The sequence below is a fragment of the Streptomyces sp. DSM 106670 genome (genome assembly GCF_055792845.1).
Genome location: NZ_CM147704.1, coordinates 6,005,362 through 6,032,305, shown reverse-complemented (window position 1 = coordinate 6,032,305; position 26,944 = coordinate 6,005,362). Strand labels below are relative to the sequence as shown.

Annotated in this window: 19 protein-coding genes; 11 read left to right on the top strand and 8 right to left on the bottom strand. The window is 73.0% G+C overall.

From position 1 onward, the window contains the following. Positions 1-34: 34 nt before the first annotated feature. Positions 35-2,848, top strand: a complete 2,814-nt coding sequence (locus tag ACSMXR_RS26830; RefSeq protein WP_473170096.1) for a helix-turn-helix transcriptional regulator — start codon at positions 35-37, stop codon at positions 2,846-2,848. On the opposite strand, the gene ACSMXR_RS26825 is transcribed toward ACSMXR_RS26830, so the two are convergent. Continuing rightward, a complete protein-coding gene (locus ACSMXR_RS26825) occupies positions 2,836-3,159 on the bottom strand; it encodes a hypothetical protein (RefSeq protein ID WP_137234518.1) in 324 nt (107 codons plus the stop codon). The genes ACSMXR_RS26830 and ACSMXR_RS26825 overlap by 13 nt on opposite strands. 428 nt (positions 3,160-3,587) lie before the next feature. Here ACSMXR_RS26825 and ACSMXR_RS26820 point away from each other — a divergent pair, with 428 nt between their 5' ends. From ACSMXR_RS26820 to ACSMXR_RS26805, 4 genes are all read left to right on the top strand, one after another. After that, positions 3,588-5,168, top strand: a complete 1,581-nt coding sequence (locus tag ACSMXR_RS26820) for an ABC transporter substrate-binding protein (protein ID WP_473170095.1) — start codon at positions 3,588-3,590, stop codon at positions 5,166-5,168. 184 nt (positions 5,169-5,352) lie between these two features. Next, positions 5,353-6,552, top strand: coding sequence for a S1 family peptidase (locus tag ACSMXR_RS26815; protein ID WP_473170094.1), 1,200 nt, complete (start codon positions 5,353-5,355; stop codon positions 6,550-6,552). 167 nt (positions 6,553-6,719) lie between these two features. After that, on the top strand, positions 6,720-7,829 hold the full coding sequence (locus tag ACSMXR_RS26810) for an amino acid permease (protein WP_473170093.1): 1,110 nt from the start codon (positions 6,720-6,722) through the stop codon (positions 7,827-7,829). A 49-nt stretch (positions 7,830-7,878) separates the two neighbouring features. Further along, positions 7,879-9,135 carry an arginine deiminase gene (locus ACSMXR_RS26805; RefSeq protein WP_381789414.1) on the top strand — a complete coding sequence of 419 codons (1,257 nt, stop codon included), beginning with the start codon at positions 7,879-7,881 and terminating at the stop codon, positions 9,133-9,135. Positions 9,136-9,147: 12 nt separating this feature from the next. Here ACSMXR_RS26805 and ACSMXR_RS26800 read toward each other — a convergent pair whose 3' ends face one another. The 7 genes from ACSMXR_RS26800 to ACSMXR_RS26770 form a co-directional block, all read right to left on the bottom strand. Continuing rightward, entirely contained in the window at positions 9,148-10,818 is a 1,671-nt protein-coding gene (locus ACSMXR_RS26800) for an MDR family MFS transporter (protein ID WP_473170092.1), read from the bottom strand. Positions 10,819-10,854: 36 nt separating this feature from the next. Next, positions 10,855-11,106 (bottom strand): hypothetical protein, encoded by a 252-nt coding sequence (locus ACSMXR_RS26795; protein WP_473170091.1) that lies wholly within the window; start codon positions 11,104-11,106, stop codon positions 10,855-10,857. A gap of 111 nt (positions 11,107-11,217) precedes the next feature. Beyond that, on the bottom strand, positions 11,218-11,568 hold the full coding sequence (locus ACSMXR_RS26790) for a zinc-binding dehydrogenase (RefSeq protein WP_473170090.1): 351 nt from the start codon (positions 11,566-11,568) through the stop codon (positions 11,218-11,220). A gap of 190 nt (positions 11,569-11,758) precedes the next feature. Then, complete coding sequence (locus ACSMXR_RS26785) at positions 11,759-13,882, bottom strand: ATP-binding protein (protein WP_473170089.1); 2,124 nt, start codon at positions 13,880-13,882, stop codon at positions 11,759-11,761. Further along, on the bottom strand, positions 13,879-14,589 hold the full coding sequence (locus tag ACSMXR_RS26780) for a Pvc16 family protein (RefSeq protein WP_218524680.1): 711 nt from the start codon (positions 14,587-14,589) through the stop codon (positions 13,879-13,881). Before ACSMXR_RS26780 ends, ACSMXR_RS26785 begins: the two co-directional genes overlap by 4 nt. Continuing rightward, positions 14,586-17,840, bottom strand: coding sequence for a hypothetical protein (locus ACSMXR_RS26775; protein WP_473170088.1), 3,255 nt, complete (start codon positions 17,838-17,840; stop codon positions 14,586-14,588). The genes ACSMXR_RS26780 and ACSMXR_RS26775 overlap by 4 nt, the downstream gene beginning before the upstream one ends. 201 nt (positions 17,841-18,041) lie before the next feature. After that, positions 18,042-18,803 carry a helix-turn-helix transcriptional regulator gene (locus ACSMXR_RS26770; protein WP_240805990.1) on the bottom strand — a complete coding sequence of 254 codons (762 nt, stop codon included), beginning with the start codon at positions 18,801-18,803 and terminating at the stop codon, positions 18,042-18,044. 250 nt (positions 18,804-19,053) lie between these two features. Here ACSMXR_RS26770 and ACSMXR_RS26765 point away from each other — a divergent pair, with 250 nt between their 5' ends. From ACSMXR_RS26765 to ACSMXR_RS26740, 6 genes are all read left to right on the top strand, one after another. Continuing rightward, positions 19,054-20,346 (top strand): COG1470 family protein, encoded by a 1,293-nt coding sequence (locus ACSMXR_RS26765; RefSeq protein WP_364885566.1) that lies wholly within the window; start codon positions 19,054-19,056, stop codon positions 20,344-20,346. A gap of 705 nt (positions 20,347-21,051) precedes the next feature. Next, entirely contained in the window at positions 21,052-22,593 is a 1,542-nt protein-coding gene (locus ACSMXR_RS26760; protein ID WP_137233590.1) for a phage tail sheath family protein, read from the top strand. A gap of 66 nt (positions 22,594-22,659) precedes the next feature. Next, positions 22,660-23,100: a phage tail protein gene (locus ACSMXR_RS26755; RefSeq protein WP_007457189.1), complete on the top strand. Its 441-nt coding sequence runs from the start codon at positions 22,660-22,662 to the stop codon at positions 23,098-23,100. Next, complete coding sequence (locus ACSMXR_RS26750) at positions 23,097-23,591, top strand: hypothetical protein (RefSeq protein WP_086780047.1); 495 nt, start codon at positions 23,097-23,099, stop codon at positions 23,589-23,591. Before ACSMXR_RS26755 ends, ACSMXR_RS26750 begins: the two co-directional genes overlap by 4 nt. Then, positions 23,588-23,746, top strand: a complete 159-nt coding sequence (locus ACSMXR_RS26745) for a DUF6760 family protein (RefSeq protein ID WP_003966147.1) — start codon at positions 23,588-23,590, stop codon at positions 23,744-23,746. Before ACSMXR_RS26750 ends, ACSMXR_RS26745 begins: the two co-directional genes overlap by 4 nt. 109 nt (positions 23,747-23,855) lie before the next feature. Beyond that, positions 23,856-26,927 carry a hypothetical protein gene (locus tag ACSMXR_RS26740; protein WP_473170087.1) on the top strand — a complete coding sequence of 1,024 codons (3,072 nt, stop codon included), beginning with the start codon at positions 23,856-23,858 and terminating at the stop codon, positions 26,925-26,927. Positions 26,928-26,944 lie beyond the last annotated feature (17 nt).

Below are 26,944 nucleotides of genomic sequence, written 5' to 3'. Positions count from 1 at the left end.
GGGCCACGGGACGACGGAGAGCGAGGGTGGCGACGTGATCGCGACGAGTGGTTCTGCCCTGCGGTCGCTCGCCCGCGCTTTCGCCGACCCGGACGCCGGTCCCGTGCTGTTGTACGTCGAGGGCGCCGCCGGGCTGGGCAAGAGTCATCTGCTGCGAGAGCTGGCCGGCCTGCCCGAGACCCCGGATGTGGCCCGCCTGTGGTGGCGGTGCGGGGCCGTCGGCGGACAGCCGGAGGAGGGCGCGTTCCGGCGGGAGCCGACCCTGCTGCTGGTGGACGACGTCCACCGGGCGGACGAGGACGAGCTGCGGCGGCTGCGCCGGGTGCTGGCCGGGCTGGAGCCGGGCTCGGCGGCCGCGGTGACCTATCGGCCCGAGGAGCTCCCCGTTCCCGGCCTGCCGCTGGGCGGTTCGGCGATGGCCTATCCCTTCCGGCTGACGGTGCTGACGCACCGGCCGGCGCCCTGGGACGAGGAACGCGTCCGGCAGGCGGCCGCGGAGGTCCTGGGCGAGAGCGGCTGTACGGCCGAGGCCGTGGGCACGCTGCACGAGCGCACCGGTGGGGTTCCCCGGGTGGTCGTCGATCTGCTGGCCATGCTGCGGGAACAGCGGCCGGCCTTCACCGGCACGGCCGCCGAGGTGGCCGCGGCCGGGGTGCCCACCCGCCTGGCGGAGCTGGTGCTCAGCCGGACGTACGCGTTGCCCTCGGCGCACCGGCCGCTGGTCTGGGCGGCCGCCGTGCTGGACGGGCCCGCCGCCCGGGACGAGCTGATCGCGGTGTCGGGGCTCGGGGCCGCACCCGGGAGCGACGCGCTGCTGCGGGCCCTGGAGAGCGCGGCCCTGGCGGAGCTGGGCGAGGGGCGCTACGGCTTCGCCGTCCCGCTGGCGGCCGCCGCCGTACGGGACACCGTGCCCGGGCCCGTACGGCAGGATCTGCACCGGCGGGCGGCCGGTGTGCTCAGCCGCAGGCAGCCGGTGGCCTGGGCGGCCGTGAGCGAGCACCACCGGGCGGCCGGTGACGACCGCCGGTGGCTCAGGGCGGTGGAGAAGGCGGCCGGGTCGGCGGCGGCGTCCGGCCGGCACCAGGAGGCGATCGCCCTCCTGGAGCGGACGCTCGCCGCCCCCGGCATCCCGCCGCAGGCCCGGGCCCGGCTGGCGCCGCTGCTGGCCCGTAACGCGGTGACCGGGCTGCGCTCGGACCAGACCGTGGAGGTGCTCGCGCAGATCGTGCAGGACGCGGACCTTCCCCCGGCCGTACGCGGTGAGCTGCGACTCGACCTGGGGCTGATGCTCTCCAACCAGATGGGCCGGTTCGCCGACGGCTGGCGGGTGCTGGAGATCGCCGCCGCCGAACTGCGCGAGGTGCGGTCCGTGCTGGCGGCCCGCGCCATGGCGGCCCTGGTCACCCCGTACTGGCCGGGCGCCTCCCTCGACGTCCACCGGGGGTGGCTGATCAAGGCCGTGGCCGCGGCGGACGACAGCGGGGACGAGGCCATGCGCACCGCCGTCCTCGCCAACCATGTGGGGCTCGCAATGAGTTGGGCCGATCCCGAGGCGTGGGACCTGGTGGAGCGGCTGCCCGTGCAGAGCACGGACCCCGCGTGCGTCCGGCAGGCGGCGCGCGGTCTGTGCAACGCCGCGGACTCCGCCGTCTGGCTCGGCTTCTACCGGCGCGTGGACCGGCTGCTGGCCGAGGGGCGTGAGCTGGCCGCCCGCAGCGGCGCACCGTACACGGAGCACAGCGCCTCGGGGACCCGGCTGCTCCAGGAGTGGTGGACCGGCCAGTGGCTGGGCCTGGCACGGAGGTGCGAGGAATTCATCGCCGACACCGCGGACATGCCGTTCCTCGCCTCCGACGCCTACGTCGTACGCGGCCTGCTGGCCGTCGCCCAGGGGGACTGGGGGGAGGCCCGGTCCTGGCTGTCCCAACGGGGGACCTTCGGGACGGAGAATCTGCCGGTGCCCCTGGGCGCGACCGCGGCCGGCGCGGTGATCCGGCTCACGCTGGCCCGCCAGGAGGTGGCGGACGCGGCGGAACAGGCGCGGGCCGCGTGGACGGTGGTGGCCGAGAAGGGGGTGTGGCCCTGGGCCGCGGAACTCGCGCCGTGGGCCGTGGAGGCGCTGGCGCGCGCGGGCGACACGACCGGCGCACACGCCATGGTCCGCGACTTCGCCCGGGGTCTCGGGGCGGCGGACGCGCCCGCGGCCAGGGCCGCGCTGGTCTGGAGCCGGGCCGTCCTCGCCGAGAGCGAGGCGCTGGCCCGGGGGAATCCGAGTGGTCTGCTGACGGCCGCGGAGTCGTACCGGAAGGCGGCGGCGGCCTACGCGGAGCTGCCCCGCCCCTACAGCCAGGCGCTGACCACGGAGTGCGCCGGACGCTGTGTGCTCGCGGCGGACGCGGCGGGCGGTACCGACGGGGCGGGCGGTACGGGAGCGACCGAAGGCGATGCGGAGGGCGGCGCGGAGACCGACGGCGCCGGAGCGTCAGCGGCGGGCGGTTCGGCCGGCCCGGTCGGCGACGGCTCCTCCACCGCGTCCGCGATCGCCGAACTGGAGTCCTGTGCCCAGCACTTCACCGACCTGGGCGCGGTCTGGGACGCGACGCGGGCCAGAGCCCTGCTGCGCACCCGGCAGCCGGCCAAGAAGGGCCGCCCGCCCGGACGCCCGTCGCACTCCGACCAGCTGTCCCCCCGGGAGGCGGAGGTCGCGCAGCTCGCGTCCTCCGGCCTGACCAACCGGGAGATCGCCGCGACGCTGCATCTCTCCCCGCGGACCGTGGAGCAGCACATCGCCGGTGCCATGCGGAAGACCGGCGCGCTCTCCCGCCGCGATCTCGCTCACCGGCTCTGACGAGACCCCAGGGGCAGCTGGGACCTGCCTGCCCAGAGGCTCCGGTCGTGCTCCCATACGGCCACGGTCGCGGCCGTCCAGTCGAACACCCAGCCGGACCGCACCCCGCGCGCTCCCCAGCCGTCCGGACGCCGGCGCGGGATGGCGAAGCCCGCCTTCTGTGCGGCGACCGCCGCGTCGCACGCCTCGCGTGCGATGCGCAGGGCCTCCGACTCGGTCTCCGCGCACCCGGTGAAGACGTGCAGGCCGCACCGCTCGGGCTGCAGAGCGTTCCGGGTGGGGACATTGACCTGGAAGTAGAGCTCGCCCATGACGCCATCTCCTCGGTGTCGCGGTTTCCTGCCCTTCCGGCGCGGGCTGCGACGGATGCTCGCCGACGGGCCTGTTTCCCCGCGCCGGATCCACCACTGGCAGGTTCTCCCAACGTACGAGGTGCGTCCGGTCCTCAATATCCGGAATGACCCGATCACCTATACGTATCTCGTGCGCGTCCGGTACGTACCCCGGCGTCCCACGGGTGGTCCCGGCCGCGCTCGCCGTACATCCGGGCGACCGGAGCCCCGCGACGGCGGGCGGGCGGCGTGTCCACCGCCTCCGGCCCGGCGCGCCCCGTACCGGAGCGGGCGGGCCGGGGCGCACAACGCCGTATCCGTGATTCCCGCCTACGGATAAAAATGCGCACGCTCGGTCACTAGGTTCCACCCACCGACGCACCATCGCCATGCCCATGCCCATGCCCATGCCCATGACCAAGGGACCCATGAGCACCTCCATGAAATTCATCCGCCCCGGAATCGTGGCAGGATCCTTCGCACTGCTGTTCGCCAGTGGCTGCCAGTTATCTCCGGCCGAGACCGCGGACGAAAAGCCGATCACCATCGGGACGTCCAGTGTTCTGGCGGGACTGGACCCCGCCGGGGTGTACGACGCCGGCTCCTGGGCGGTCTTCACGAACATCTATCAGAACCTGCTCACCTTCGAGCCGGGGTCGCCCACCCCGAAGCCCGACGCGGCCGAGTCCTGCGCGTTCACCTCCGCCGCACTCACCACCTATCGGTGCGAGCTCCGTGACGGCATCACGTTCTCCAACGGGAATCCCCTCACCGCGACGGCGGTGGAGCGGTCCTTCGAACGCATTCTGCGGATCCGCGATCCGCTGGGTCCGGGACCGCTGTTCGCGAACCTACTCTCCGTGGACGCCAAGGGTTCGCTGGTGACCTTCCATCTCGCGACCGCGGATGCCACCTGGCCGTCGAAAATAGCCACGGGCGCCGGGTCCATCGTCGACCCGGCGGAATTCCCGTCGCACCGGCTGCGGGAGGAGAAGAGCGCTTCGGGGTCGGGGCCCTATGTCATCGCGTCCTACACGGCGGGAAAGTCCATCACGCTGAAACCGAACGCCGGTTACCGAGGCGCCGTGACCAAGCGGGGAGTCGCGGTCGAAGTCCATTACTTCGAGACATCGCAGAACGTCGAGGAGGCCTGGAACGCCCGAACGGTCGACATCGCCTACGCGGGACTTCCGGCCGCCACCCTCGCCGGGATCGACCCCGGTGACACGGACGTACGGCTCTCCGCGGGGGACAGCGCCGAGGCGCACTACCTCGTGCTCAACATGCGCTCCCCGCAAAGGCCGTTGGGGCAGCCCGCGACCCGCAGAGCCCTGGCCGCGCTCGTCGACCGCGGGCATCTGGCGAGCGAGGTGTTCGAGCACACGGTGACGCCGCTGTACTCACTCGTCCCGCAGGGCGTCGTCGGACACAGCACGGCGTTCTTCGACCGCTACCCGGAGGCGGATCCCGCGTACGCGGCCGAGCGCCTGCGGTCCGCCGGCGTCACCACTCCGGTGCGCATCAGACTCGGCCACCAGACCGGTATCGCCGCCGTCGAGGCACGCGAACTGAAGGAGCAGTGGGAGAAGGACGGCCTGTTCCGGGTGGAGCTGGTCGAGGAGCGTGACTTCACCACGTATCAGAAGCGCAGTCTGAAGGGTGAGTTCGACGTCCATCTCTACCAGTGGATACCTGATTTCCCGGACGCGGACACCTTTGTCCAGCCGCTGGTGGGAACCGGCAACGTCCTGGGCAACGGCTATACGTCGGCCGAGGTCGACCATGCCATCAGGGACACCCAGCGGTTCACCGACCGCAGCAAGGCCATGCAGCGGTTCCGGGCGGTCCAGGACACGATCGCGAAGGACGCTCCCCTGATTCCCGTCTGGCACAAACAGCGCCAAGTGGTGACGCGTTCCACCGTCCTGGGCGGACATCTCCTGGCCGAGGACGCGATCTGGCGGCTGTGGGAACTCCGCCGGCTCTGAACCCCGGAGCCGGTGCGGATCCCCTCGCATTATCTGCGTATCCGTGAATGCGTCGATCCGGGTATCCCGCCGGACGCCGGGCCTCAATAGTTCGGCTCGCGGCGAGTTCTGAACTCGCCGTCGGACAGGGCCCGGCGCTTCACCCCCCATACGGGTCTCTGGCTGTCATCCGGAAGGAATCAGCGTGCGCAACACACGTAAGTACAGCATTGCCGCCGCGGGCGTCCTGCTCTCGGCCGCCACGGTTCTGGGAACCCAGAGCATGGCCCAGGCGCAGGACGGAACGGCCACTCCCCGCTACCAGCCCGAGATGGTCCGGGCGTTGGCCGCTTCGCTCGGTGTGAGCGAGCGGGCGGCGGTCGACCGGCTGGACCGGCAGGACGCCCAGCAGGCCAAGCTCGCCGGCCTCCAGAAGCAGGGCATATCCGGCGACGGGGCGTTCTTCGACGCCTCGGGCCGACTGACCGTCAACGCCGACGACCGGGCCGAGGCGGCCCGGATCGAGAAGGCCGGCCTGGATGCCCGCGTGCCGGCCAGGGGCCAGGCCGCGCTCGACAGAATCAAGGCCGAGCTGGACCGCCTCGCCGCCGGGAAGACTCCCTCCGGTGTGGTCGCCTGGTCCGTGGACCTGCCCGCCGACCAGGTGACCGTGAAGGTCAACAACGAGCGGGGAGCCGCCGCCAGGGCCTTCCTCGCCAAGGCCGCCGAGCACGGCTCCGCCGTCCGGATCGTGCGGGGCCAGGAAAAACTGGAGGCCAAGGCCGCCATCTACCCCGGCAGCAAGATGACGTTCAACAACACCACCCAGTGGTGCTCCGTCGGCTACGGCGCCCGTGACAGCGCCGGCAAGCAGTACCTGGTCACCGCCGGGCACTGCGTCACGAACACCCTGCGCTACGACGGTGCGGCGTTCGCCCAGGGCTACAAGACCCGCTACGCGCTCGGCACCCGAAGCGTCGACATGGGCATCCTGACCATCAACTCCGGTCACTCCATCACCACCAGCGTCGGCACCTGGGGCAACACCGACCCGGTCGCCGTCCGGGGCGGTACCCGCGCCTCGTCCGGCGCCGCGGTCTGCAAGTCCGGCGCCACCACCGGCTGGACCTGCGGCACGATCGGCTCGTACAACAACACCGTCACCTACGTCGACCTCAACGGCGGCCCCGACACGGTCGTCAGCGGCCTCGCCACCTCCAGCGTCTGCGTGGAGGGCGGCGACAGCGGTGGCGCGTACATCTCCGGAAACCAGGCCCAGGGCATGACCTCCGGCGGCCCGACCAACCAGAAGTGCACCGGCGGGGTCAACTCGCGCGGCTCCTCCTACTTCCAGCCGCTCGACGACGCCCTCCGCTACTACGGGCTGACGCTCAACACCAACTAGGCGCCGACGAGGCACCGACGGGGGCACAACCCTCAAGGAGCCGGCCGGGGGCCGCTCGCGTGACCAGGCGAGCGACCCCCGGCCACACCTCCCCATTTTCAGACAAAACGCCCGACATGTTGCTAGCTTTCCCTGGTTGGCCGATGACCGCATCGACGAGGGAAACCATGAGCCATGCCGAGGCCCCGCCGCGACCGGCCGCCGAACTGACGCTCCCGACCCTGACCGCGATGGTGGTCGGTTCGATGGTCGGGGCCGGAGTCTTCTCGCTGCCGCGGCGGTTCGCGCAGGAGACCGGGGTCGCGGGGGCCCTGATCGCCTGGGCGGTCGCCGGGACGGGCATGCTGATGCTCGCCTTCGTCTTCCAGGCGCTCTTCTTTTTCGAACCCTCCGTCTTCGCCGACAACTTCAGCGGGACCGCCGAGGCCGGCACCCTCTTCGACCAGGTCCGGGGCACCATGCTCGCGACCGTCTTCGTCTTCCTCGGCGTCGAGGGGGCCAGCGTGTACTCGCGGCACGCAAAGCGCCGCGAGGACGTCGGCCGGGCCACCGTCCTGGGCTTCCTGAGCGTCTTCGCCGTCTTCGCCTCCGTCACGATCGTCAGTTACGGGCTGCTGCCGATGGCCGAGATCGCCGAGCTGCGGCAGCCCTCCATGGCCGAGGTGCTGGAGTCGGCCGTCGGGACATGGGGGAAGGTCTTCATCAGCGTCGGCCTCATCGTCTCCGTGCTCGGGGCCTATCTGGCCTGGACCCTAATGGCCGCCGAGGTCCTCTTCGTCGCCGCCAAGGACAAGGACATGCCGCGCTTCCTCGGGCAGTCGACCGCGGCCGACGTACCCGAGAACGCGCTGCTCCTGACGACGTGTCTGAGCCAGATCGTGCTCGTCGTGACGCTCTTCTCCGACGACGCGTTCACCTTCGCCCTCGATCTGACCAGCGCGCTGAGCCTGATCCCGTTCCTGCTGGCCGCCGGCTTCGCGGTGAAGGTCGCGGCCCGGCCGGGGCGCTGGGGTGCGGTGGGGCGCTCCACCCGGCGCGAGTCGGCCGTCGCCGTCGTGGCGACGCTCTACACCGCGTTCCTGCTGTACGCGGCCGGGCCGAAGTTCGTCCTCGTCTCGCTCATCCTCTACGCCCCGGCGACCTTCCTCTTCGTCAAGTCCCGCAGGGAGCAGCGGCGCAGGATCTTCTCGCCCGGCGAGGCGGTCATCTGCGCGGTTTCGGTCATCGGCGCGGCGGCCGGGATCGCGGCCCTGGCCGCCGGCTGGATCGAACTCTGAGCGCCCGCACCTCACCGCCCCGTCTCCCCCACCGAGTGAAAGGCCCACCGTGACATCCACCGCCCCCGCCTCCGCCCTCGGCGTCCACTCCGAAGTGGGGCGGCTGCGCAAGGTCCTGGTCTGCGCCCCCGGCATGGCCCACCGCCGGCTGACCCCGACCAACTCCGACGACCTGCTGTTCGACGACGTGATGTGGGTGGAGAACGCCCAGCGGGACCACGCCGACTTCGTCGCCCAGCTCACCGAGCGGGGGGTGGAGGTCGTCGAACTGCACGCGCTGCTGGCCGCCACCATGGCGATCCCGGAGGCCAGGTCCTGGCTGCTCGACCGGAAGATCGACGCGAACGAGGTGGGCCTCGGCCTGGTCGACGACACCCGCGCCTTCCTCGACTCCCTGACACCGCGCCGGCTGGCCGACCACCTCATCGGCGGTCTGGCCATCGCCGACCTTCCGGAAGAGTTCCGCTCCGCGTACGTGGGTCTGGCCCGGGAGGGCACGGGGGCGCGGGAGTACCTGATGCCGCCGCTGCCCAACACCCTCTACACCCGGGACACCACCTGCTGGCTCTACGGCGGGGTGACGCTCAACCCGCTGTACTGGCCCGCCCGGCACGACGAGACCCTGCTGATGAAGGCCGTCTACACCTTCCACCCCGACTTCCGGGGCTCCACGGTCTGGTGGGGCGACCCCGAGAAGGACTGGGGCCGGGCGACGTTCGAGGGCGGGGACATCATGCCGGTCGGCAACGGCGTGGTCCTCATGGGCATGAGCGAACGGACCTCCCGCCAGGCGATCACCCAGGTCGCGGCGGCGCTGTTCGCGCAGGGGGCGGCCGAGCACGTCATCGTCGCAGGAATGCCGAAGCTGCGCTCGGCGATGCACCTCGACACGGTGTTCACCTTCGCGGACCGGGACATCGTCACGCTGTACCCGCGCATCATGGACGACGTCCACACGTTCTCGCTGCGCCCCTCGGACCGGGCACCCGGGATCGCGATCACCGACGAAGGATCGACCCCGTTCACCGAGGTCGTGGCCCGCGCGCTGGGCCTGCCCCAGCTGCGGGTGATCGAGACGGGCGGCGACGTCTACGCCTCGGAGCGCCAGCAGTGGGACAGCGGCAACAACGCGGTGGCCCTGGAGCCGGGGGTCGTCTTCACCTACGACCGGAACACCCAGACGAACGCCCTGCTGCGGCGGGCCGGGGTGGAGGTCATCACGATCGTCGGCGCGGAGCTGGGGCGGGGCCGGGGCGGCGGGCACTGCATGACCTGCCCGCTGATCCGCGACGCGGTGGCGTTCTGACGGACTACGCGGTCACTCCCCGGCCGCGATCCTCTCGTCCGCCTCGTGGCTCTCCTCGTCCGGCTCCTTCGGCCCCTTCTTCTCCTTGATGGTGAGCGACACGAGCGCCGCGAGGAGACCGAGAGCCCCCAGGGCGAGGAAGACGGTGTTGATGCTGCTCCCCATGCCCTCCAGGATCGGGCGCGCGACTCTGGGGTCGAGTGTGCCGAGCACCGACGTGTTGTCGAGGTCGATGCCCTCGGTGCCGTCGAGCAGCCCGTCGAGGACCTTCTGGTCGGCGGCGCTGGACCGCACGGCCGGGTCGTTGATCGCGGACCGCAGCTCGGGCGAGTTCCGTACCGAGGCGAAGGAGTCGATGATCCGGCCCGCGGCGATGCCGAACATGACCGAGAGGAAGACCGCCGTGCCGGAGATGGCGCCGAGCTGCCGCGAGAAGCTGTACAGCCCGCTGGCGACGCCCATGTCCTTGCGGGGCACGCTGTTCTGCAGGGCCGTGAGGACCGTCTGCATGAAGACGCCGAGCCCCAGGCCCATCGCGACGGCCAGGGCGCCCATGATCCAGAGCGAGGTGTCCACGCCGACCGTGCTGAGGACCAGATAGGTGACGCTGAGCATGGTCAGCCCGCCGGCCAGCATGAACTTGTAGCGCTCGGTCCTGGCGACGACGGGCCCGGCGAACTTGGCTCCCACGGTGGTCGCGAGCGACTGCGGCAGCAGAAGCAGGCCCGCGGTGGTGGGCGGGAGGCCCTGCACGATCTGGAGGTAGAGCGGCAGGAACGTCATGGAGGTGAAGGCGCCGATGCCTCCGATGAAGTTCACCACGTTCACCCGTGTGAAGGCGCTGTTCCTGAAGAGCCGGGGCGGCATCAGCGCCTCGTCGCCCATCCTGCGCTCCACGAGCAGGAACCAGACCGCACCGGCCGCGCCCAGCGCGAACAGCGTCAGCGAGAGCGGCGAGGCCCAGCCCCATTCCTTGCCCTGTTCGGCGACCAGCAGCAACGGCACCAGTGCGACGACCAGCGAGGCGGCGCCCCAGTAGTCGACGCGCTGGGGGCCCCGGACGCTCTTCAGGGTGAACAGCCTGCCGACGACGACCAGGGTGATCAGGCCGATCGGCAGGTTGATGAGGAAGATCCAACGCCATCCCTCGATGCCCAGGAAGCTGTCCAGGCCGGCGAAGAGCCCGCCCACGGCCGGGCCCAGGACGCTCGCGACGCCGTAGACCGCGCCGAAGTTCGCCTGGTAGCGCACCCGCTGTTCCGGCGGCAGCATGTCGGCCAGCACGGCCAGGGCGACCGACGCCAGTCCGCCGCCGCCCAGACCCTGGATGCCTCGGTACAGGGCGAGTTCGTACATCGACTGGGATGTCGCGCAGAGCAACGACCCCAGCAGGAAGAGCGCGATGGCGACCATGTACAGCCGCTTGCGGCCGAAGATGTCGGAGAGCTTTCCGTAGAGCGGCAGCGAAATGGTCGCGGTGATCAGATAGCCGGTGGTGGCCCAGGCCTGCAGGGTCTGTCCGTGCAGGCTGTCGGCGACCGTCCGCATCGCGGTCGCCATGATCATGCCGTCGAGCGCGGACATGAAGACCGCGAGCAGCAGCCCGGTCACCACCAGGGTGACGGTCCGCCGGCTCAGCTCGGGGTACTGCGGTTCCTCGTCCACCGCGACTGCCTCAGTCATGGCTGGTACGTCCCTTCTCGCTGCGCGCCATGATGGTCAGAACACCAGCCGCGACTGCGGCTCCGTGCGATCGCCGACGACCTTCAGCTCTCCGGCCGGAACCGCGCTCAGTAAGGGCCCGAACCGGCCGTTGCCGCCGTTGACGGAGATCACCGGGATGCCGATGAGGTCGATCCGCCGCCCGTCGAGCGGGATCGCGGCGTGGGAGGCGGCGAGTGCGTCCCCGGCCTTCTCCAGCGGTTCCGGCCGGACCGGCCTGCGGTCGCGGTCGGTGTGTTCGGTCGTCATCGTGCTCTCCTCCGGTCGGTCGGCCATGGGCCTGTAGCCGGTGCCCATTGGGCCACCTCAACCGGACTTGAGGTCAAGTCGCGAAAGGCGGCCCGGGCGCGCCGCGTGAGCTCAGCCGATGGAGATGACGGCCTTCCCCCGGCCGTGGCCGCTCTCGACGTCACGGTGCGCGTCGGCCGCCCGGTCCAGCGGGTGGACCTGGCGCAGGTGGACCGTGAGATCGCCGCGGTCGTAGCGCTCCACCATGCCCGCGAGCCGCTCCGCGGTGCGCCCGCCGCGCACCACCTGGACACCGAGCTCCTCGTGGAGGTGGTGGGCGACCATGGTGCCGATCCGCTTCCGGTCCGCCACCAGCTCGACCGAGGCGCGCAGGGCCTCCTCGCCGGCCAGGTCGAGGGCGGCGTCCACGCCCTGGGGCGCCGCGGCCCGCACCCGGTCGACGACGCCTTCCCCGTACGCCACCGGGACGGCGCCGAGGGACCGCAGGTACGCGTGGTTGGGCTCGCTTGCGGTCGATGACGCCGGCGAACTCGTTGCCGGGGATCTCCGGGAAGGTCATCGTGTAACCGGCCGGGGTCCATCCGACGCGCACCGCGGGGTCGTACGGCATGACGCCGGCGGCCTTGACCGACGCCGGTCCGCTTCCCCTCGGCTACCGTCCGGCGCGCGCCCGCTCCTTCGCCAGCCACGGGCCGAACTCGCTCTCCAGCACCAGCCGCCCCAGCTTGCGGTACTCCTGGAGCACCGCCGTGACGAGCTGGTCCATGTCCAGCGGGGTTCCCGACTCGGCCGCGAGGTAGGCGGCGGTCACCGCGCAGGCCCGGATCGAGCCGCCGGCCAGCTCGAAGCGGTTCGCGCAGAACTCCAGGTCGAGCGCGGGGTCGCGCGGGATCGCCGGACCCAGGCAGCGGTCCCACAGGGCCAGGCGCTGTTCGGCGTCGGGCATCGGGAACTCGGCGATCACATCGAGGCGGCGGGTGAACGCCTCGTCGAGGTTGGCCCGCAGATTGGTGGTGAGCACGGCGATGCCGTCGAAGGACTCCATGCGCTGGAGGAGGTAGGCCGACTCCACGTTGGCGTGCTTGTCGTGGGCATCCTTGACCTGGGACCGCTTGCCGAAGATCGCGTCGGCCTCGTCGAACAGCAGGATGCCGTTGACGTCGGACGCCTCGACGAAGATCCGCTCCAGGTTCTTCTCGGTCTCGCCGATGTACTTGTCCACCACCGTGGAGAGGTCCACGACGTAGAGCTCCATGCCCAGTTCGGCGGCGATCACCTCGGCGGACATGGTCTTGCCGGTGCCGGACTCCCCGGCGAACAGGGCGATGACGCCCCGGCCCCGGCCGCCGCCCGGCCGCATCCGCCACTGCCCGAGCACCGTCTCGCGGTGGCGGGCGCGCAGGGCGAGTTCGGAGAGCTGGGTGCGGGTCGGCGGGGGCAGCACCAGGTCGTCCCAGCCGACCGCGGGTTCGATGCGGCGGGCGAGCCGTTCCAGCCCCGCGCCGTTCTGGGCGCGGACCGCCGTGCGCAGGTCCTCCGGGGTCACCGGCCGGGGCCCGAGGACGGCGAGCCGGGACGCGACGGTGGCGGCCCTGCGCAGCTGGCCGGAGTCGAGCCGGTAGGCGGCGGCCGCCTCGATCAGGGCGTCGTCGGCGGTCGCGTGCGCGGCGGACAGGCCGACGGACCGGCCCGCCTCGGCGAGTGCGCGCCGCCACTGCCGGGCCGCGCCGTCGGGTCCGGGCGGCAGGACGGTGACGGGCACCGGGCTCTCCGCCGTCCACAGCGGGTCCCAGTTCTTCTTGCCGTACGCGATCAGGGGTGTGGTGTCGAGCGCCGCGCAGAGCGAGCCGAGCACCCGGGCGCCCTCGGGGCGTTCGGGGGCGAGCGCTTCGAGCGGGCCGAGGATCACCCCGGCCCGGCCGAGGCGGGCCTCGGTCGCCAACGCCCTTACGAGCGGGGCTGGTTCGGTAGCGGTGGCGAGCGCCGCGATGTCGACGACCAGCGGGCGCCGGCCGGCGGCGTGCAGTGCCTCGACCGCGAGGCCGCGCGGGTCGCCGCCCCGGTCGAGGAGGTGCACCAGACCGCTGCCGGTGCCGAGGGCGGCCGCGATCCGGGGGACCTCGGGCCGCTCGTCCGGTTCCGGCGGTGGTGCCGCCTCCCGGACGAGCCCGCGCAGCCGGCCGTCGGTCTCGTCGTCGCCCAGGAGATGCGCGGTGACCCGGTCCGGTACGCGCAACAGCCTGGAGAGCAGCGGCCGTTCGGGTTCGGCGATCTCCAGCAGACCGCCCGCGACGAGCGGGGCGGCGGGCGAGAACCGGAAGCGTCCGGAGCCCGCGGCGGGCAGCCCGCAGAGTTCCAGGGCCAGGCCGAGGGTGGTCCGGCGCCGGGTGAGGTCGTCGTTGAGGTAGCCGTACAGCCGCTCGAACCGGGGGTCGATGTCCGGGGCCAGGGCCACCAGCAGGAGTTCGACGTCCAGCGGCACGAGGCCGAACCGCTCGGCCAGTTGACCGAGCCGACTCCCGGCGGGGGTGTCCGCCGGGGCGCCCTCCTCGTACGGCGGTACGGGGGTGAAGGCGTCGCGGGTCTCCAGGATCCGGGCCGCGGCCTCGGGGGTGAGGTACTGCCCCCGGTAGGGGTCGTCGGGGTCCGGGTCGACGGACCGGCGGGCCGCGACGGCTTCCCGGACTCGCAGCTCGATCCGGCCGAGCCGCTCCCAGAGCTCCCCGACCTCGACCAAGGGGCTCTGTTCGTACGCCTGTTGTGGTGCCAGGGTCATCGTGCTGCGTTCCCCCGCCTGCGTCGGCCGGGCGGCAGTTGTCGTTCGCGAGGTGCGGCGAAGCCGGCCGCGCCGGGGTCGGACGCCCCGTCGTAGCGCAGCCGGCGGCCGGGGTCGCCGTCGTCGCCGTCGTCGTTCAGGTGCGGTGCGGCCTTCATCACGAGTCCTTCGGTGACCGGCGGGCCCGCGGGGGTGCGTTCACCGGCCAGCGGTGCGACGACCCGCAGGTCGATCGCGGCCTTCAGCTCGCCGCCGAGCGCGGACCAGACGTCCGATGCGGACGGCCCGCCGGCGCCGGGACCGGCCGCCTCCAGCTCCACGGTCAGGCCGAGTTCGGCGAGGCTGCCGGTGTGCAGCCGGGCGGGCAGCACATCGGAGCGGACGAGGGTGCGCAACACCTCGGAGAGCAGCCGGTGTTCGTCCTGCGGGCGGTTGGTCCAGGCGGTGACCAGATAGGTCAGCTCGAACCAGCGCGGCGGGGTCCGCCAGCCGGTGACCACGCCCTCCCCGTCGTGCACCTCGGCCGTGCCGGTGCGCCGCCTGCCCGCGTCCTCGCGGATGCCGTGCAGGAAGACGCTGACGGTCGGGGCGTTGCGGCGGGCGGACCAGTCCTTCGTCGGGGCGTCGAAGACCAGCTCGACGCCGCTGTCCTCCAGACCGGCCTCGGCCAGCAGCAGCCGCAGCCCCTCGTCGACCTCGTGGATCATCGGCGGATCACCTCGTCGGGCGGGGTGATGGTGCCGAGCACCACGAGGAAGTCCGTCTTCACGGGGCTGAACCCGGGGCCCTTCGCGGTGATGTCGCGCGGCCCGGTCTCGTCCTTGGCCAGGATGAGGAGCTGGGCGATGAACGTGCCGTCGCCCAGCGGCCGGGTCGGGGCGGCCGCCGCGGTGATCCCGGGCTTCCAGCTCAGGGTGACGGGCGCGCCGGGCGGGAAGTCCTTGCCGCGTACGGAGGTGACGAAGCCGGGCTTGCCGACCTTGGGCACCGCGATGATGCGGGGCTGGAGGATGCGCAGCGGGATCCGGGAGACGTTGTCGCGGAGGTTGGCGTCGGTGCCCGTGGTGGTGAGCGACGCGGTGATCGTCGTACGGAGCGCCTTGTCGGGCGAGAGGACGACGCTGACCACGGTGGACGCGCCCGGTGCGAGGTCGGGAAGCGTGCAGGTGCCGCCGGTGCAGCCCGCGGGGGACGGTCCGGCGGGGATGTTCGCGGGCAGTCCGAGCTTCAGCCGGAGTCCGGTGGCGAGCGCGTTCCTGCCGTTGCGCACGGTGTAGGTGACGACGACCTTGCCGCCGACGTAACCGGGGCTGGGCTGGGCCCGCACGGTGACGCCGGGCCCGGCCTCGGGCGCGGGCGGCGGGGGCGCGGGGGCCGGCGGCGGAGGCGGTGTGGTCGTCGGCGGCGGGGTGGGGGTCGTCGGGGTGGGCGTGGGGTCGGGGGTCGTCGGGGTCGGGGCGGGCGTCGTGGGCGTGGGGCTCGGGGTCGGCGGCGGCACGTCCTCGACGGGGACGATCGTTCCGGTGGCGTTGTCCGTGGGGTTGGGGTCGAGGACGGCCCCGGTGACGGACCAGTTGATCCGCTGGTCGCCGATGGTCACCCCGGTCAGCCGGGCGGTGACGGTCACATCGGTGCCGGGCGGGACGATGCCGAGGTCGCACTGGGGCGTTCCGGCGGCGCAGGTCCCGGCGTCGGTGGTCAGCTCCTCCAGCCGTACGCCGGGCGGGGCGTCGACGGTGAGCGTGGTGCCGGGCGAGGGCGAGGGGCCCCGGTTGGTGACGGTGATCGTCACCTCGGTGGACGAGCCGACCTCCACCGCGGGGGCGGTGGGCGGTGCGGTCAGCGCCAGGTCGACCGACTGCTGGAAGGCGGGCTCCTTCTGCCGTCCGGCGTGCGTGTTGTCGACGGGGGCCAGGTCGCCGGAGGCGATGTCGAGTACGGAGAGCCGCTCCATGGAGTTCGGTGCGAGCTCCCGGCGCGAGGTGAACAGCAGCTTGGCGCCGTCGGGCGACCAGGCCACGTCCCGGGGCTGGAAGGGGCCGGTCGCGGTGGTGTCGGGGATCGGCAGGTCGCAGCCGGCGGGGTTGTCCTTCTGGACGGAGGGAAGCACGACCCGGCAGCCGCCGCCGCGCAGCGGCTTGATGAGGACGCCGGCCTGCTCGTTGACCCGGCCGCCGCCGTCCTTGCGGTTGAAGGCCACCTTCAGACCGTCCGGCGAGAACGCCGGGCTGTCGTCGATGACCTCGCAGTCGCCGGGGCAGATGGTGGCGCTCAGGTCCCGCTGCTGGCCGAGGTCGGCCACGGGCACGACCCAGATGTGCTTGTTGCCGCCGTTGCCGTTGATGACCTGGTTACGGGTGAAGGCGAGGTTGACGCCGTCGGAGGACCAGGTCGGCTGGGCGTCGCCGCCCGCCTGCTGGCCCTCGGGCGGCCGGACCTCGTCGAGGATCGCGCCGGTGGCGACGTCGGCGATGAGGATCCGGCCCGGTCCGGCCGCCTCCCCGGTGCCGCCGGGCGAGGTGCGGGTGAACGCCAGCTTGGTGCCGTCGGGCGAGAAGGTGGGGTCGGTGTCCCAGTCGTTCGGGCCGCGCCCGGCAAGCGGCAGCACCGCCTCGTTCGTCCCGTCGGCGTCGGCCAGCCAGATCCGCTCGATCCGCCCAGCGTCGGAGTCCTCGAAGCGGGTGACGACGATGCGCCGGCCGTCGGGCGTGTAGTTCTGCCGCTCGGTCCACGGGTCGTAGCCGTCGCCCGGGTTGAACAGCGGGTCCTCGGCGGGGTCCTCGTTCGTGCGGGCCGCCGGGTCCTCCTTGAGGAGGGTGAGGTGCAGATCGCGGGGGTCGGAGCCGTCCTGCCGGACGTCCTGGAGCGTCACGATGTGGGCCGCCGACAGCAGCCCGTCCGGCTTCGCGGTGATCCGGGGCACGATGACGGTCCCGGCGGGCGGGAACCAGGTGGGCGGCCCCACCTCGCGGTTCTCGTTGACCAGTTGGTCCGGCGGCTCGTCGCCCTCGAAGGCGGTCACCCGGTAGACATGGTCGAAGTCGTCGCAGCCGCAGGTGTGGTACGGGCTGAGGAAGACGATGTCGTTGCCGTCGGGCAGCCAGGACGCCGAGCGGGTGCCCCATGCGGCGTGGGCCCCGGCCAGCAGCGGGCGGTCGGTCCCGATGCCCTGGGTGGCGCGGAGTTCGGTGCCGTCGTCGACGTCCGGGTCGGGATTCGTGGTGAGCGTGTACGCGACGAGGCCCCGGCGGGCCTCGTCGTCGACCGGGTTCCAGGACGGCTCGGTGGCGTCACCGGCCGGGCCGTCGCTGATCCGGGTCTGCGGACCGCCGTCGACGGCCCGCTCATATATCTGCCACCCCCGTACGGCGTCGCCGTCGCAGGCGTACGCGATCCTCGTGCCGTCCGGCGACCAGGTCGGGGACTCCTCGTTGTCGGGGGTGTCGGTGAGCCGGCGCAGGTTCGAGCCGTCGACGCCGACCGACCACAGGTCGCGCTGGACCGTGCCGCCGGGCCCGGTCTCGGCCGCGTCGAAGACCACGGTCCGGCCGTCCGGGGAGAGTTCGGGGTGCGCGGCGTCCTGGTCGGTGGTGAGCCGGAGCACCGATCCGTCCGCGCCGCGCACGTACACCTGGGGCCTGGCGCTGTCGCGCAGGCTGGTGAAGACCAGGACGTCACCGCGGGCGGAGGGGTCCTGGTCGTAGTGGGCGGGCCCGTCGCCGAACAGCGGATCGGTGGTGTCCGCGTCGTTCGCCTGCCCCAGGCTGCGGTGCTCGGTACCGGCGAAGGCGATACGCCCCGCCTGGAGCGGATCCGCGTCCACCGGGGCGGCGACGGCCTGGCCCGCCCCGTGCGGGGCGGCGGCCGAGCCGACCAGCAGCAGGGGCGCCAACAGCACCACCGCACCGGTCAGTCGGCCCAGCCGGGAATGCTTTGCCGGGCCAGCAGTGCCGGTCACGGCCCACCTCACAGTCTGTCGATGACTCTCCACCGGCCAGCCTCGCCCGCGCGCGGGTGCGAAGAACAGGCCGCGAGTACCCGGAGCGGGGGAAGGGACCGCTGCCCTTTGCGGCGGCGGGCGGGCCGTTTCCGGGGCAGTGCGGGGGCGGGGCGGCCCGGCCACCTGCCGCCCTGGCCGCCCCGCTCCCGCCCCCGCCCCTCAGATCAGCCCGTGCCGCATCGCGTAGCCCACCGCGTGGGCCCGGTTGCGCAGTTCGAGGCGGGTCGCGACCTCGTGCAGCACGTTCTTGACGGTGCGTTCGGAGTACGAGGTCTTCTGGGCTATCTCCGCGGTGTCGCAGCCCTCCGAGACCAGCCGGATCATCTCCGCCTCCCGTGCGGTGAGCGTGGAGAGGGTGAGCCCGCGCGGGTCGAGGACCGTCCGCTGGAGGGAGCTGACGTGGTCGAGGAGCTTGCCGAGGAGATCGCCCGGGAGCACGCCCTCGCCGTTGGCCATCGCCCGTACCAGGTGGACGAGCCGGTCCTGGTCGGCCTCGCCGCGCCGGAGGACGGCGGCGACACCGCACTCGATCATGGTCTGGAGGGCGCCCGACTCGAAGAAGCCCACGACCAGTCCGGTGCGGGTGGCGGTGTTGCGCTGGAGGCGGTGGAGGAGCTGGACGGTGGGGTCGTCCACCATGTCCACCACGACCAGGGAGACCTGGGCGCGGTCCGCCTCGTCCTCCGGCAGCAGTTCTATCTCGGGCCGCACGCGCAGTTGGTGGATCATCCCGGTCTGCAGGATCAGGTCCTCCGCGTACACCGCCACGGAGACCCTGCCGCCGGGCGCTCCCCCGGAGGCGGGCGTGCGGCGGCCCGAGGAGTCGGGCCTGCGGTAGTGCCCGCGCGTGGCCGCGCTGCCGGCCGTGCTGTTCATCGTGGTGCTCGTCGTGCTGTTCGTCGTGTCCGTGATCGTCGTCATCGTTCGGTGCCCGTCTTCCTCAGGTACTTCAGCCCGATATGCCTGCTGGCGCTGTCCGCCGGTCCTCGTATCGCCTCCGCCGGCCGGGGCAGGGCGCGCGGGCTCGTGGTGGGGGCGCGGGGACACCGTGCCGGTGGGCCCTCGGGGCACCACCCCTGCCCGCTTGTTGCCCTCGCGTCTCTGCTGCCGAGCGGTGCGGGCGGCCTACCGTCGCAGAGTGACCACATCTGCCGAACTCGAAAGCCGCACGGTGACGGTGTCGCCTGGCGGTACCGCGACGACCACCCTGACCGTGCGCAACGACGGCGACATCGTCGAGGCCTACACACTCGAAGTGGTCGGCGACTGTGCCGCCTGGAGCACGGTCGAGCCGGCACGTGTGTCGCTGTACCCGGGCACCTCCGAGACGGTGACCCTCACCTTCGCCCCGCCGCGCTCCCATGAGGTCCGGGCGGGCGAAACCCCCCTGGCCGTACGGGTGCTGCCCGCGGAGCGGCCCGAGTCGGTGGTGGTGCCGGAGTCGACGGTGACCGTGGAGCCCTTCCACGAGCTCCGTACGGAGCTGGAACCGCGCCGCCGCCGGGGCTGGCTGGGCGCCCGTTTCCGTACCGCCGTGCAGAACAAGGGGAACACCCCGGTCGACGTGGCGCTCGCGGCCAAGCAGGCGGGCGAGGACCTGCGGCTGACCTTCACGCCGGACAAGAAGCGGCTGGAGCCGGGTGAGTCGGCGGAGGTCCGGCTGAAGGTCCGGGCCCGCAAGCTGATCTGGTTCGGCGAGCCCGTCACCTGGCCGTTCGAGGTCACGGCGACCGAGGGCGCCGAAGGGGAGGCCGAGGACGAGCTGCCCGGTGGATCCGAGCCGCTGCCCGGGGAGTTCGCCCAGATACCGGTGCTGCCCAAGTGGCTGCTGATCGTGCTGGCGGCGCTGCTGGCCCTGCTGCTCGCGTGGTTCGCCCTGGTGCGGCCCGCGGTGCAGAGCACGGCCAAGCAGGCCGGGACCAAGGCCGCGCAGGAGGAGACCGAGCGCGGTAAGGAACAGGGGTCGACCCCGCCGGGCGGTGCGGACAACCCGGCCGGTGGTCAGGGCCAGGGCACCGGTCCGGACGGAACGGGCCCCGGTACGGGCGGTTCCGGACCGGGCGGCTCCGGCGGAGGCGGCAACGGCGGTGGCGGGGTCGGCGGCGGTCAGCAGGCCTCCGAGACCATCGACGTGGAGACCCGGGCGGGAGCCACGGAGGAGCGGGCCTACAAGGTTCCGGCCGGGAAGGTGTTCGGCGTCACCGACATCGTGGTGGCGAACTTCCAGGGTGACGAAGGCGTCGTGACGATCTCCTTCGGAGAGCGCAAGATCACGACCATCGCGCTGGAAACCTTCCGCAACCAGGACTATCACTGGGTCACCCCCATTCAGGTTCCGGAGAACGCCACCGTCACCGCTTCCGTCACCTGTGCCAAGCCCGGCACCCCGGCCACCGGAACACAGGCTTCCGGATGCCATCAGGTTCTGAATGTCAGTGGCGTGCTGAGCGATCTCGCACGATAGAAACAGCGACGCCGAGCGCTCTGCTTCGCCTCTCGACGAGACAACAGCAGAAACCCGGCCGAGAGGAAACCCGGCGTGCCGGGCGATGGCGGATTCGCCCTCCCGGATACGCCAAAGGTCTCTACCAGTTCGGTCGCCCGCGGCGGCGACAGCACCGGAAGAATATCCGCTTCCGGTGGCCGCGGGCACGAACGGGCCTGCTCAGGAACGGTTCTGACGGGTCGGGGGTGGGTTCGCGGTGCCCGTTCGGAGCGCCTCCGTGCCCGCTTCCGCCCTCCGCGTCCGACCGGATTCCCCTACCTTCTCGGCGCATTCTGGCCGAATCACGTCACCTCGGCGCGTTTCCCCGCTGACCCCGGACGTCTGCCGGCCTTCCGGCGTTTACCGAGAAAAAGAGATACCAAACACATAGACCCCTCGGCGCGCCGTCCGCCCTTTCGCCCAATCCCCCGACAGGGGCGGCCGCTTCGGGACGTTCCGTAACGCGTTGTTCGCCTTCTCTTCACGCGGCCGGTGGAATACGCGTCGCCGTCCGCGAATAGGGAGACCGTTCCGGCCGGCCCGCCAAGGGCAGTGTTCCCCCGGGTACGAGGGCCCGGAAAGGCAGCCTCATTGCCCCGCGTCCAGGACCCTGGGGCCTACTCTCCGCCCGGGCGGCCGGTCAAGACTGGACAGTGATCGAGTGACCGTCCAGAAGGAGCGAGCATGCCGTCGTACCTCACCCCCGGTGTTTACGTGGAGGAGGTGCAGTCCGGAGCACGGCCCATCGAAGGAGTCGGCACCGCGGTCGCAGCCTTCGTCGGCTTCGCCGAATCGGGCCCCTTCCACCAGCCGACGCTGGTGACCAACTGGGACCAGTACGTCCAGACGTTCGGCACCTTCACCGCCGACACCTATCTCACGCACGCCGTGTACGGCTTCTTCGCCAACGGCGGCGGCGCGGCCTACATCGTGCGCATCGGCGGCCCCGCGCAGGGCTCGGAGGGCGCGGCGCAGGGCGCGGTCGCCCCGGCCCCCGCCGCCGTCGCGCTCGGCGGGTTCCTGGTCACCGCCAAGCCCGGCGCGGGCGACGGCCTCTCCGTGGAGATCGCCGACGCCGAGGGCGAGAACCCGCCGGAGGACCGCTTCCGGCTGCTGGTGCGCCAGGGCGGCAAGGCCGTGGAGACGTACGACGTGTCCACCCGCAAGAACGTCAAGGGCTATCTGGTCACCCAGACCCGGGACTCCAAGCTCGTCCAGGTCACCGAGCAGCCCGGCACGGCCCAGAGCCGCCCCGAGAAGCAGACCGTCGCCCTCGCCGCCGCGGGCGCCCCCGGCACCGGCTCCGGTGTGGCCCGGATCGACGCCTCCGAGTACGTGGGCGACGCCTCCGCGCGTACCGGGTTCGCCGGTCTCGAAGCGATCGACGAGATCACGATGGTCGCCGTCCCGGACCTGATGAGCGCCTTCCAGCGCGGCGACATCGACGCCGAGGGCGTCAAGACCGTGCAGCTCGCGGTCATCTCGCACTGCGAGCAGATGGGCGACCGGGTCGCCGTCCTGGACACCCCGCCGGGCATGAACGCCCAGCGCGTCCGCACCTGGCGCAACGAGGACGCCGGTTACGACTCGCGCTACGCGACCCTCTACTACCCGTGGGTCAAGGTCTTCGACCCGGCGAGCGGCCGCAACTCCCTGGTCCCGCCGAGCGGTCACGTGGCCGGCGTCTGGGCGCGCAGCGACGGCGAGCGCGGAGTGCACAAGGCCCCGGCCAACGAGGTCATCCGCGGCGCGGTGGACCTGGAGATCCGCCTCAGCAAGGGCGAGCAGGACCTCCTCAACCCGATCGGCGTGAACTGTGTCCGCGCCTTCCCCGGCCGCGGCATCCGCATCTGGGGCGCGCGCACCCTCTCCTCCGACCCGGCCTGGCGCTACCTGAACGTGCGCCGCCTCTTCAACTACCTGGAGGAGTCCATCCTCCTGGGCACCCAGTGGGTGGTGTTCGAGCCGAACGACGACCGTCTCTGGTCGAGCATCCGGCGCAACGTCACCGCCTTCCTCACCGAGGAGTGGCGCCGCGGCGCACTGTTCGGCCGTACGGCCGAGGAGGCGTTCTACGTCCGGTGCGACCGGAGCAACAACCCGCAGGAGTCGATCGATCTCGGTCAGGTCGTCTGCGAGATCGGGGTGGCCCCGGTGAAGCCCGCAGAGTTCGTGATCTTCCGTCTCTCGCAGTTCTCGGACAGCACCAGCCTCGTCGACGAGTGACCGTGGCCTCGCGGTCCTCCCGCACCCCTTAACTTCCCTTTCGATCAGAACAGGTGACACACAGTCATGGCAGAGGGCGACGCTCTTTCCACCCACGTCTTCGGCGTTCAGCTCGGCGGCTACCTCGTGGAGTCCATCCAGGAGATCAGCGGCATGACCGTCGAGGAAGAAGTCGTCGAGGTCCGTCAGGTGACCGCCGAGGGCAAGCAGATCATCCGCAAGCAGCCGGGCGCCCGCCAGGCGGGCGAGGTGACGATCACCCGCGGCCTCGACAAGAGCAGCGAGTTCACCACCTGGATCAAGGAGACCCTCAACAACGGGGCCGTGGACACCGCACGGCAGAACCTCACGATCGAGATCAAGGACTCGACCGGTGAGACCGTCCGCCGCATCCAGCTGATGCAGGGCTGGGCCTCCAAGTGGGAGGGCCCCTCGCTCAAGGCCGGCGAGTCCAGCGCGGCGACCGAGACGGTGACCATCACCTTCGAGGAGATCGTGGTCGAATGAGGCGCCGGACCGTTACGCCGGGCGCGGGCCTCGAAGAGGTCCTCGACACCCTCGCCGCCGCGCCCGCCGCACGCGAGGAGGCCGCGGCTCCCGCGCCCGCCCGCCCCCGGGAACGGGAGACGCTGCAGACGGAGTTCGCCTTCGAGCTGCCGCGCGGGTACGTCGACGACGAGGGCCAGGTGCACCGGAACGGCACCATGCGGCTGGCGACGGCCCGGGACGAGCTGCGCCCGCAGATCGACCTGCGGGTGAAGGAGAACCCGGCGTATCTGTCCGTGGTGCTGCTCAGCCAGGTGATCACCCAGCTCGGCCCGATCACCGATGTGCACGCCGGGATCGTCGAGCGGATGTACGCGACCGATGTGGCGTTCCTCCAGGACTTCTACCGGCGGATCAACAGCGAGGGCCACACGCATGCCGCGGTGACCTGCCCGCTGTGCCACGGGTCGTTCGAGGTGGACCTCTCGGGTGGGCGCCTGGGGGAATCGTGACGTACGCGCTTCCCCGGCTGCGGGAGGAGATCGCGTACGTCGCCTACCACTTCCATTGGCAGCGTGAGGACATTCTCGACCTCACCCACGGCGAACGTCAGCAGTGGGTACGGGAGATAGCGCGGATCAACACCCGCGTCAACGAAGGCGGGTGATCGTGTGGGGCTCGGCGACTGGCTGCGCCGGACGGACCGGCGCCGGTCCGGCGGGGACGCGGGCCGGGACGCGGGCGGCACCGCCGTACCCGCCTCAGCCCCTGCTTCCGTGTCCCCTGACCCCGCCCCGGCCTCCGGCGAGGGCGACGGCGGTGGCTGGGACGGCGGCTGGCGGCGGGTGGCTCCGCCGTCGGTGACCGTCGCCCGGTCCTCGATCGGCGTGAGCGACGGGCTGCGGTTCCGGTCCCGGCTGGCCTCCTGGCAGAACCCGGCGCTCGGCGGCGAACTCGGCCACTCCGTCCTGCCGTCGGCCCCGGTCGGCCTCATCCACGGCGTCGCCCGCCCGGGCAGCGCCCGGACCGCGTCCCCCGGCGGACCGCTGCTGCTGCGCGCGGTCCGGCCCCAGGAAGCCGACGGGCCCGCCGGGCCCACGCCGGACCTGCCGTCCGCCTCGGCCGACCGGGCCGCGGGCCGGGGCAGCCGGACCGGCGGCGGTACGGGTACGGGGTTGGGTTCCGGTACGAGGCCGGGGAAGCCGGGTCCTGGGGCGCCGTCGGTCCAGCGGTCGGCCTCGGTCCAGCGGTCGGCCGGGGCTGCCCCGTCCGCCGCGCGCGGGTCGTCGTCGGGTTCGCCGGACCGGTCGGGGTCGGCCGATCGGCCAGCAGCTTCCGGTTCGTCCAAGTCCTCGGGGCCGTCCGGGGCTTCAGGCGCTTCCGGGGCATCGCGTTCTTCCGGTCCGTCCGGCTCGTCCGCAGCTCCGGGTGCCGGATCCTCCGGCTCCGGGGCCTCCTCGCGGGCGGCGCGCGTGAGCGACCCGCACACCACCACCGGCCACGGCGACGGGCCGGACTCCGGGTACCGGGCCCGGCCCGCGGCCGTACGTCCGCAGCGGATCGCCCCGCCGCTGATCGTCGCCCGGCGTCCGGCGATGCCGCTGCGGCAGATCGCCGGGCTCCCGCCCGCCGCACCCGCCACGCCCGTCACGCCTTCCGGTCCTGCCGCCTCTTCGGCCGCTCCTTCCGCTCCGGCTTCGGCCGCCGCCGCTCCGGCCGCCGCCGTCCAGCGGGCCGTGTCCGAGCGGCCGAGCGGTCCGGACCGTACGGCTCCGGAACCCCCGTCCCCCGACCGCGCCTCCGGCCCGCCCGCCGCCGAGGTGGTGCGCCCGGCCCTGGGCAAGCCGCTGCGCGCGCTGCCCGACGGAGCCAGGCCGGCCGGCGACGGCGGTCCGGCGGGCGTCGGCGTCGTACCGTCCGCGCCCGCGTCGGCTCCCCCGGCCGCCGAGATGCCGGTGCTCCAGCGCCGGGCGACGGACCCGCCGAGCCCTCCGGCCACGCCGCACGCCACGCCCCGGGGGCCTGCAGCCGGTTCGGCGCAGGCGCAGGCGAAGGCGTCGGCTCGGCAACAGCCATCGCCTGCGCCGGACTCCCGGCCCCGGTCATCTCAGCCGTCCCAGCAGACCCAGTCGTCCCAGCAGACGCAGTCGTCGCGGTCGGCCGAGACGTCGCGGTCCGCCCAGCCGTCCCCGTCCGCCCGGACGTCCGGGCCGTCCACGCCCTCGGGCCCCGCCCCCTCTGTGCAGCGAGCACCGGCCCCGGGCGGCGCGACGCCCACCACCTCCTCCCCGGCAACCCGGCCCGACGCTTCCGGCGGTTCACGGGCCCGGGTGCGGGGCGGGATCGGCACGCCGCTTCCCTCGCTGCCGCCGACCGCCCGGCTCGGCGGCGACGCACCGCTGCTCGGCGACCGTACGTCCCCGGGAACGGGGACACGGCCGGACCCGCTCCGCGCCCCGGGCCACGGACCGGCGACGGCCCCGGGTTCCGGGCCCGTCGTTCCGGCGCACGCACCCGCACCGCAGGGCCCGCCCGCCGCGATGCCGGTGCGATCGGCTCCCGCCGCGCCCACCACTCCCGGTGCACCCGCCGCACCCGCCTCGTCCTCGTCCGGAACCGCCGCCGTTCAGCGCGCGGCGGCCCCGGGCCACGCCCGTACCTCCTCCGACGCTCCCCCGCCCCCGGTACGCATCCGGCCCGTCGCCCGGGACCGGGCGGCGGCGCAGGGCTCCGGCGGTACGGCACCGTCACTGCCCCTCTCGCCCACCGTCCAGCGGTCACGGGCCCTGCTCACCGAACGCCGGCTGACGGTGAACACCGGTTCCGCCGAAGGGTTCTCGGCACCGCCGACGGCGGCTGCGGCGGGCGGCAGCACCGCCCGCCCGGTCGTTGCGGCCACCTGGCGGCGGGACGTACCGCAGCCGGGCCCCGCCGACGCCCGGACCGGAAACCCGCCGAGCGCCCGGCAGCCGGCGTCTTCCGGTGCGGCGCCGGGTGCCCCGGTCCAGCGTTCCGCGACCACGAACCCCGTTCACCGGGGCGGCGGCCCGGTCGCACCCGGCCACGCCCCGCACCCCACGGCCGACGCCACCACCAGCTCTTCCGCCCCGACCCCGCCCGGTGGCGTGCTCCAGCGACTCGTACGACGGTCAGGGCCGACCACGAAGCCCTCGCCCGTCCCCTCCGCCCCGCAGCCGGGCCCCGCACAGCGCACCGCCGCCGCCCCTGCCGTCCAACGCACCGCCGCCTCTCCGTCCGCACCCGCCGCGCCGCTCCCGTACGCCCGGCCGGGGATGCCCTCAGCACCGTCGACGCCTTCCGGCGCATCGGCGTCGGCGCCCGCAACCGCCCCCGGTCCACGCCGTGTTCCCGTCGTCCGGCCGCATCCGCCCGGGGCCGCGCAGCCGGGAGCCGACGCCGTACCCGTGCAGCGGCTGGCGATGCCGGTGGTGCCCGACGGCGCCGGTCCGCCGGCCGCCGGACCGGCCCCCGTGGACGGTGCCGCGCCCGCCGCACCGCCGGGGCTCTCCGTACGGGTGCCGCCCCGCGCGCCCGCGCAGGCCGCCGGTGCGGGTCGCCCGGAGAGCAGGGCGCAGGCGGTCCAGCGTGCGGCGGCGAACGCCGGGATCACCGGGGTGCCCGTGCAGGCCGCCCCGGCGAAGCCCGCCGTGCAGCGGGCGGGCCCCGCGGCCGAGGACTCCCCCGACGCCTCTCCGGCGAACCGGCTGAGCGGTACGGAGATCGAGGAGCTGGCCCGCCGGCTCCTCGACCCGGTGAGCCGGCTCATCCGCGCCGATCTGCGGCGGGGCCGGGAACGCAGCGGACGGCTGCACGACGGCCGCCGCTGACGCCGCGACGCGCGCCC

Excerpts from the sequence above, each read along its gene's own strand:
- ACSMXR_RS26825 (WP_137234518.1), bottom strand. The coding sequence starts at position 3,159 with ATGGGCGAGCTCTACTTCCAGGTCAATGTCCCCACCCGGAACGCTCTG.
- ACSMXR_RS26820 (WP_473170095.1), top strand. The coding sequence starts at position 3,588 with ATGCCCATGACCAAGGGACCCATGAGCACCTCCATGAAATTCATCCGC.
- ACSMXR_RS26810 (WP_473170093.1), top strand. The coding sequence starts at position 6,720 with ATGAGCCATGCCGAGGCCCCGCCGCGACCGGCCGCCGAACTGACGCTC.
- ACSMXR_RS26800 (WP_473170092.1), bottom strand. The coding sequence starts at position 10,818 with ATGACTGAGGCAGTCGCGGTGGACGAGGAACCGCAGTACCCCGAGCTG.
- ACSMXR_RS26795 (WP_473170091.1), bottom strand. The coding sequence starts at position 11,106 with ATGACGACCGAACACACCGACCGCGACCGCAGGCCGGTCCGGCCGGAA.
- ACSMXR_RS26785 (WP_473170089.1), bottom strand. The coding sequence starts at position 13,882 with ATGACCCTGGCACCACAACAGGCGTACGAACAGAGCCCCTTGGTCGAG.
- ACSMXR_RS26780 (WP_218524680.1), bottom strand. The coding sequence starts at position 14,589 with ATGATCCACGAGGTCGACGAGGGGCTGCGGCTGCTGCTGGCCGAGGCC.
- ACSMXR_RS26770 (WP_240805990.1), bottom strand. The coding sequence starts at position 18,803 with ATGACGACGATCACGGACACGACGAACAGCACGACGAGCACCACGATG.
- ACSMXR_RS26760 (WP_137233590.1), top strand. The coding sequence starts at position 21,052 with ATGCCGTCGTACCTCACCCCCGGTGTTTACGTGGAGGAGGTGCAGTCC.
- ACSMXR_RS26755 (WP_007457189.1), top strand. The coding sequence starts at position 22,660 with ATGGCAGAGGGCGACGCTCTTTCCACCCACGTCTTCGGCGTTCAGCTC.
- ACSMXR_RS26750 (WP_086780047.1), top strand. The coding sequence starts at position 23,097 with ATGAGGCGCCGGACCGTTACGCCGGGCGCGGGCCTCGAAGAGGTCCTC.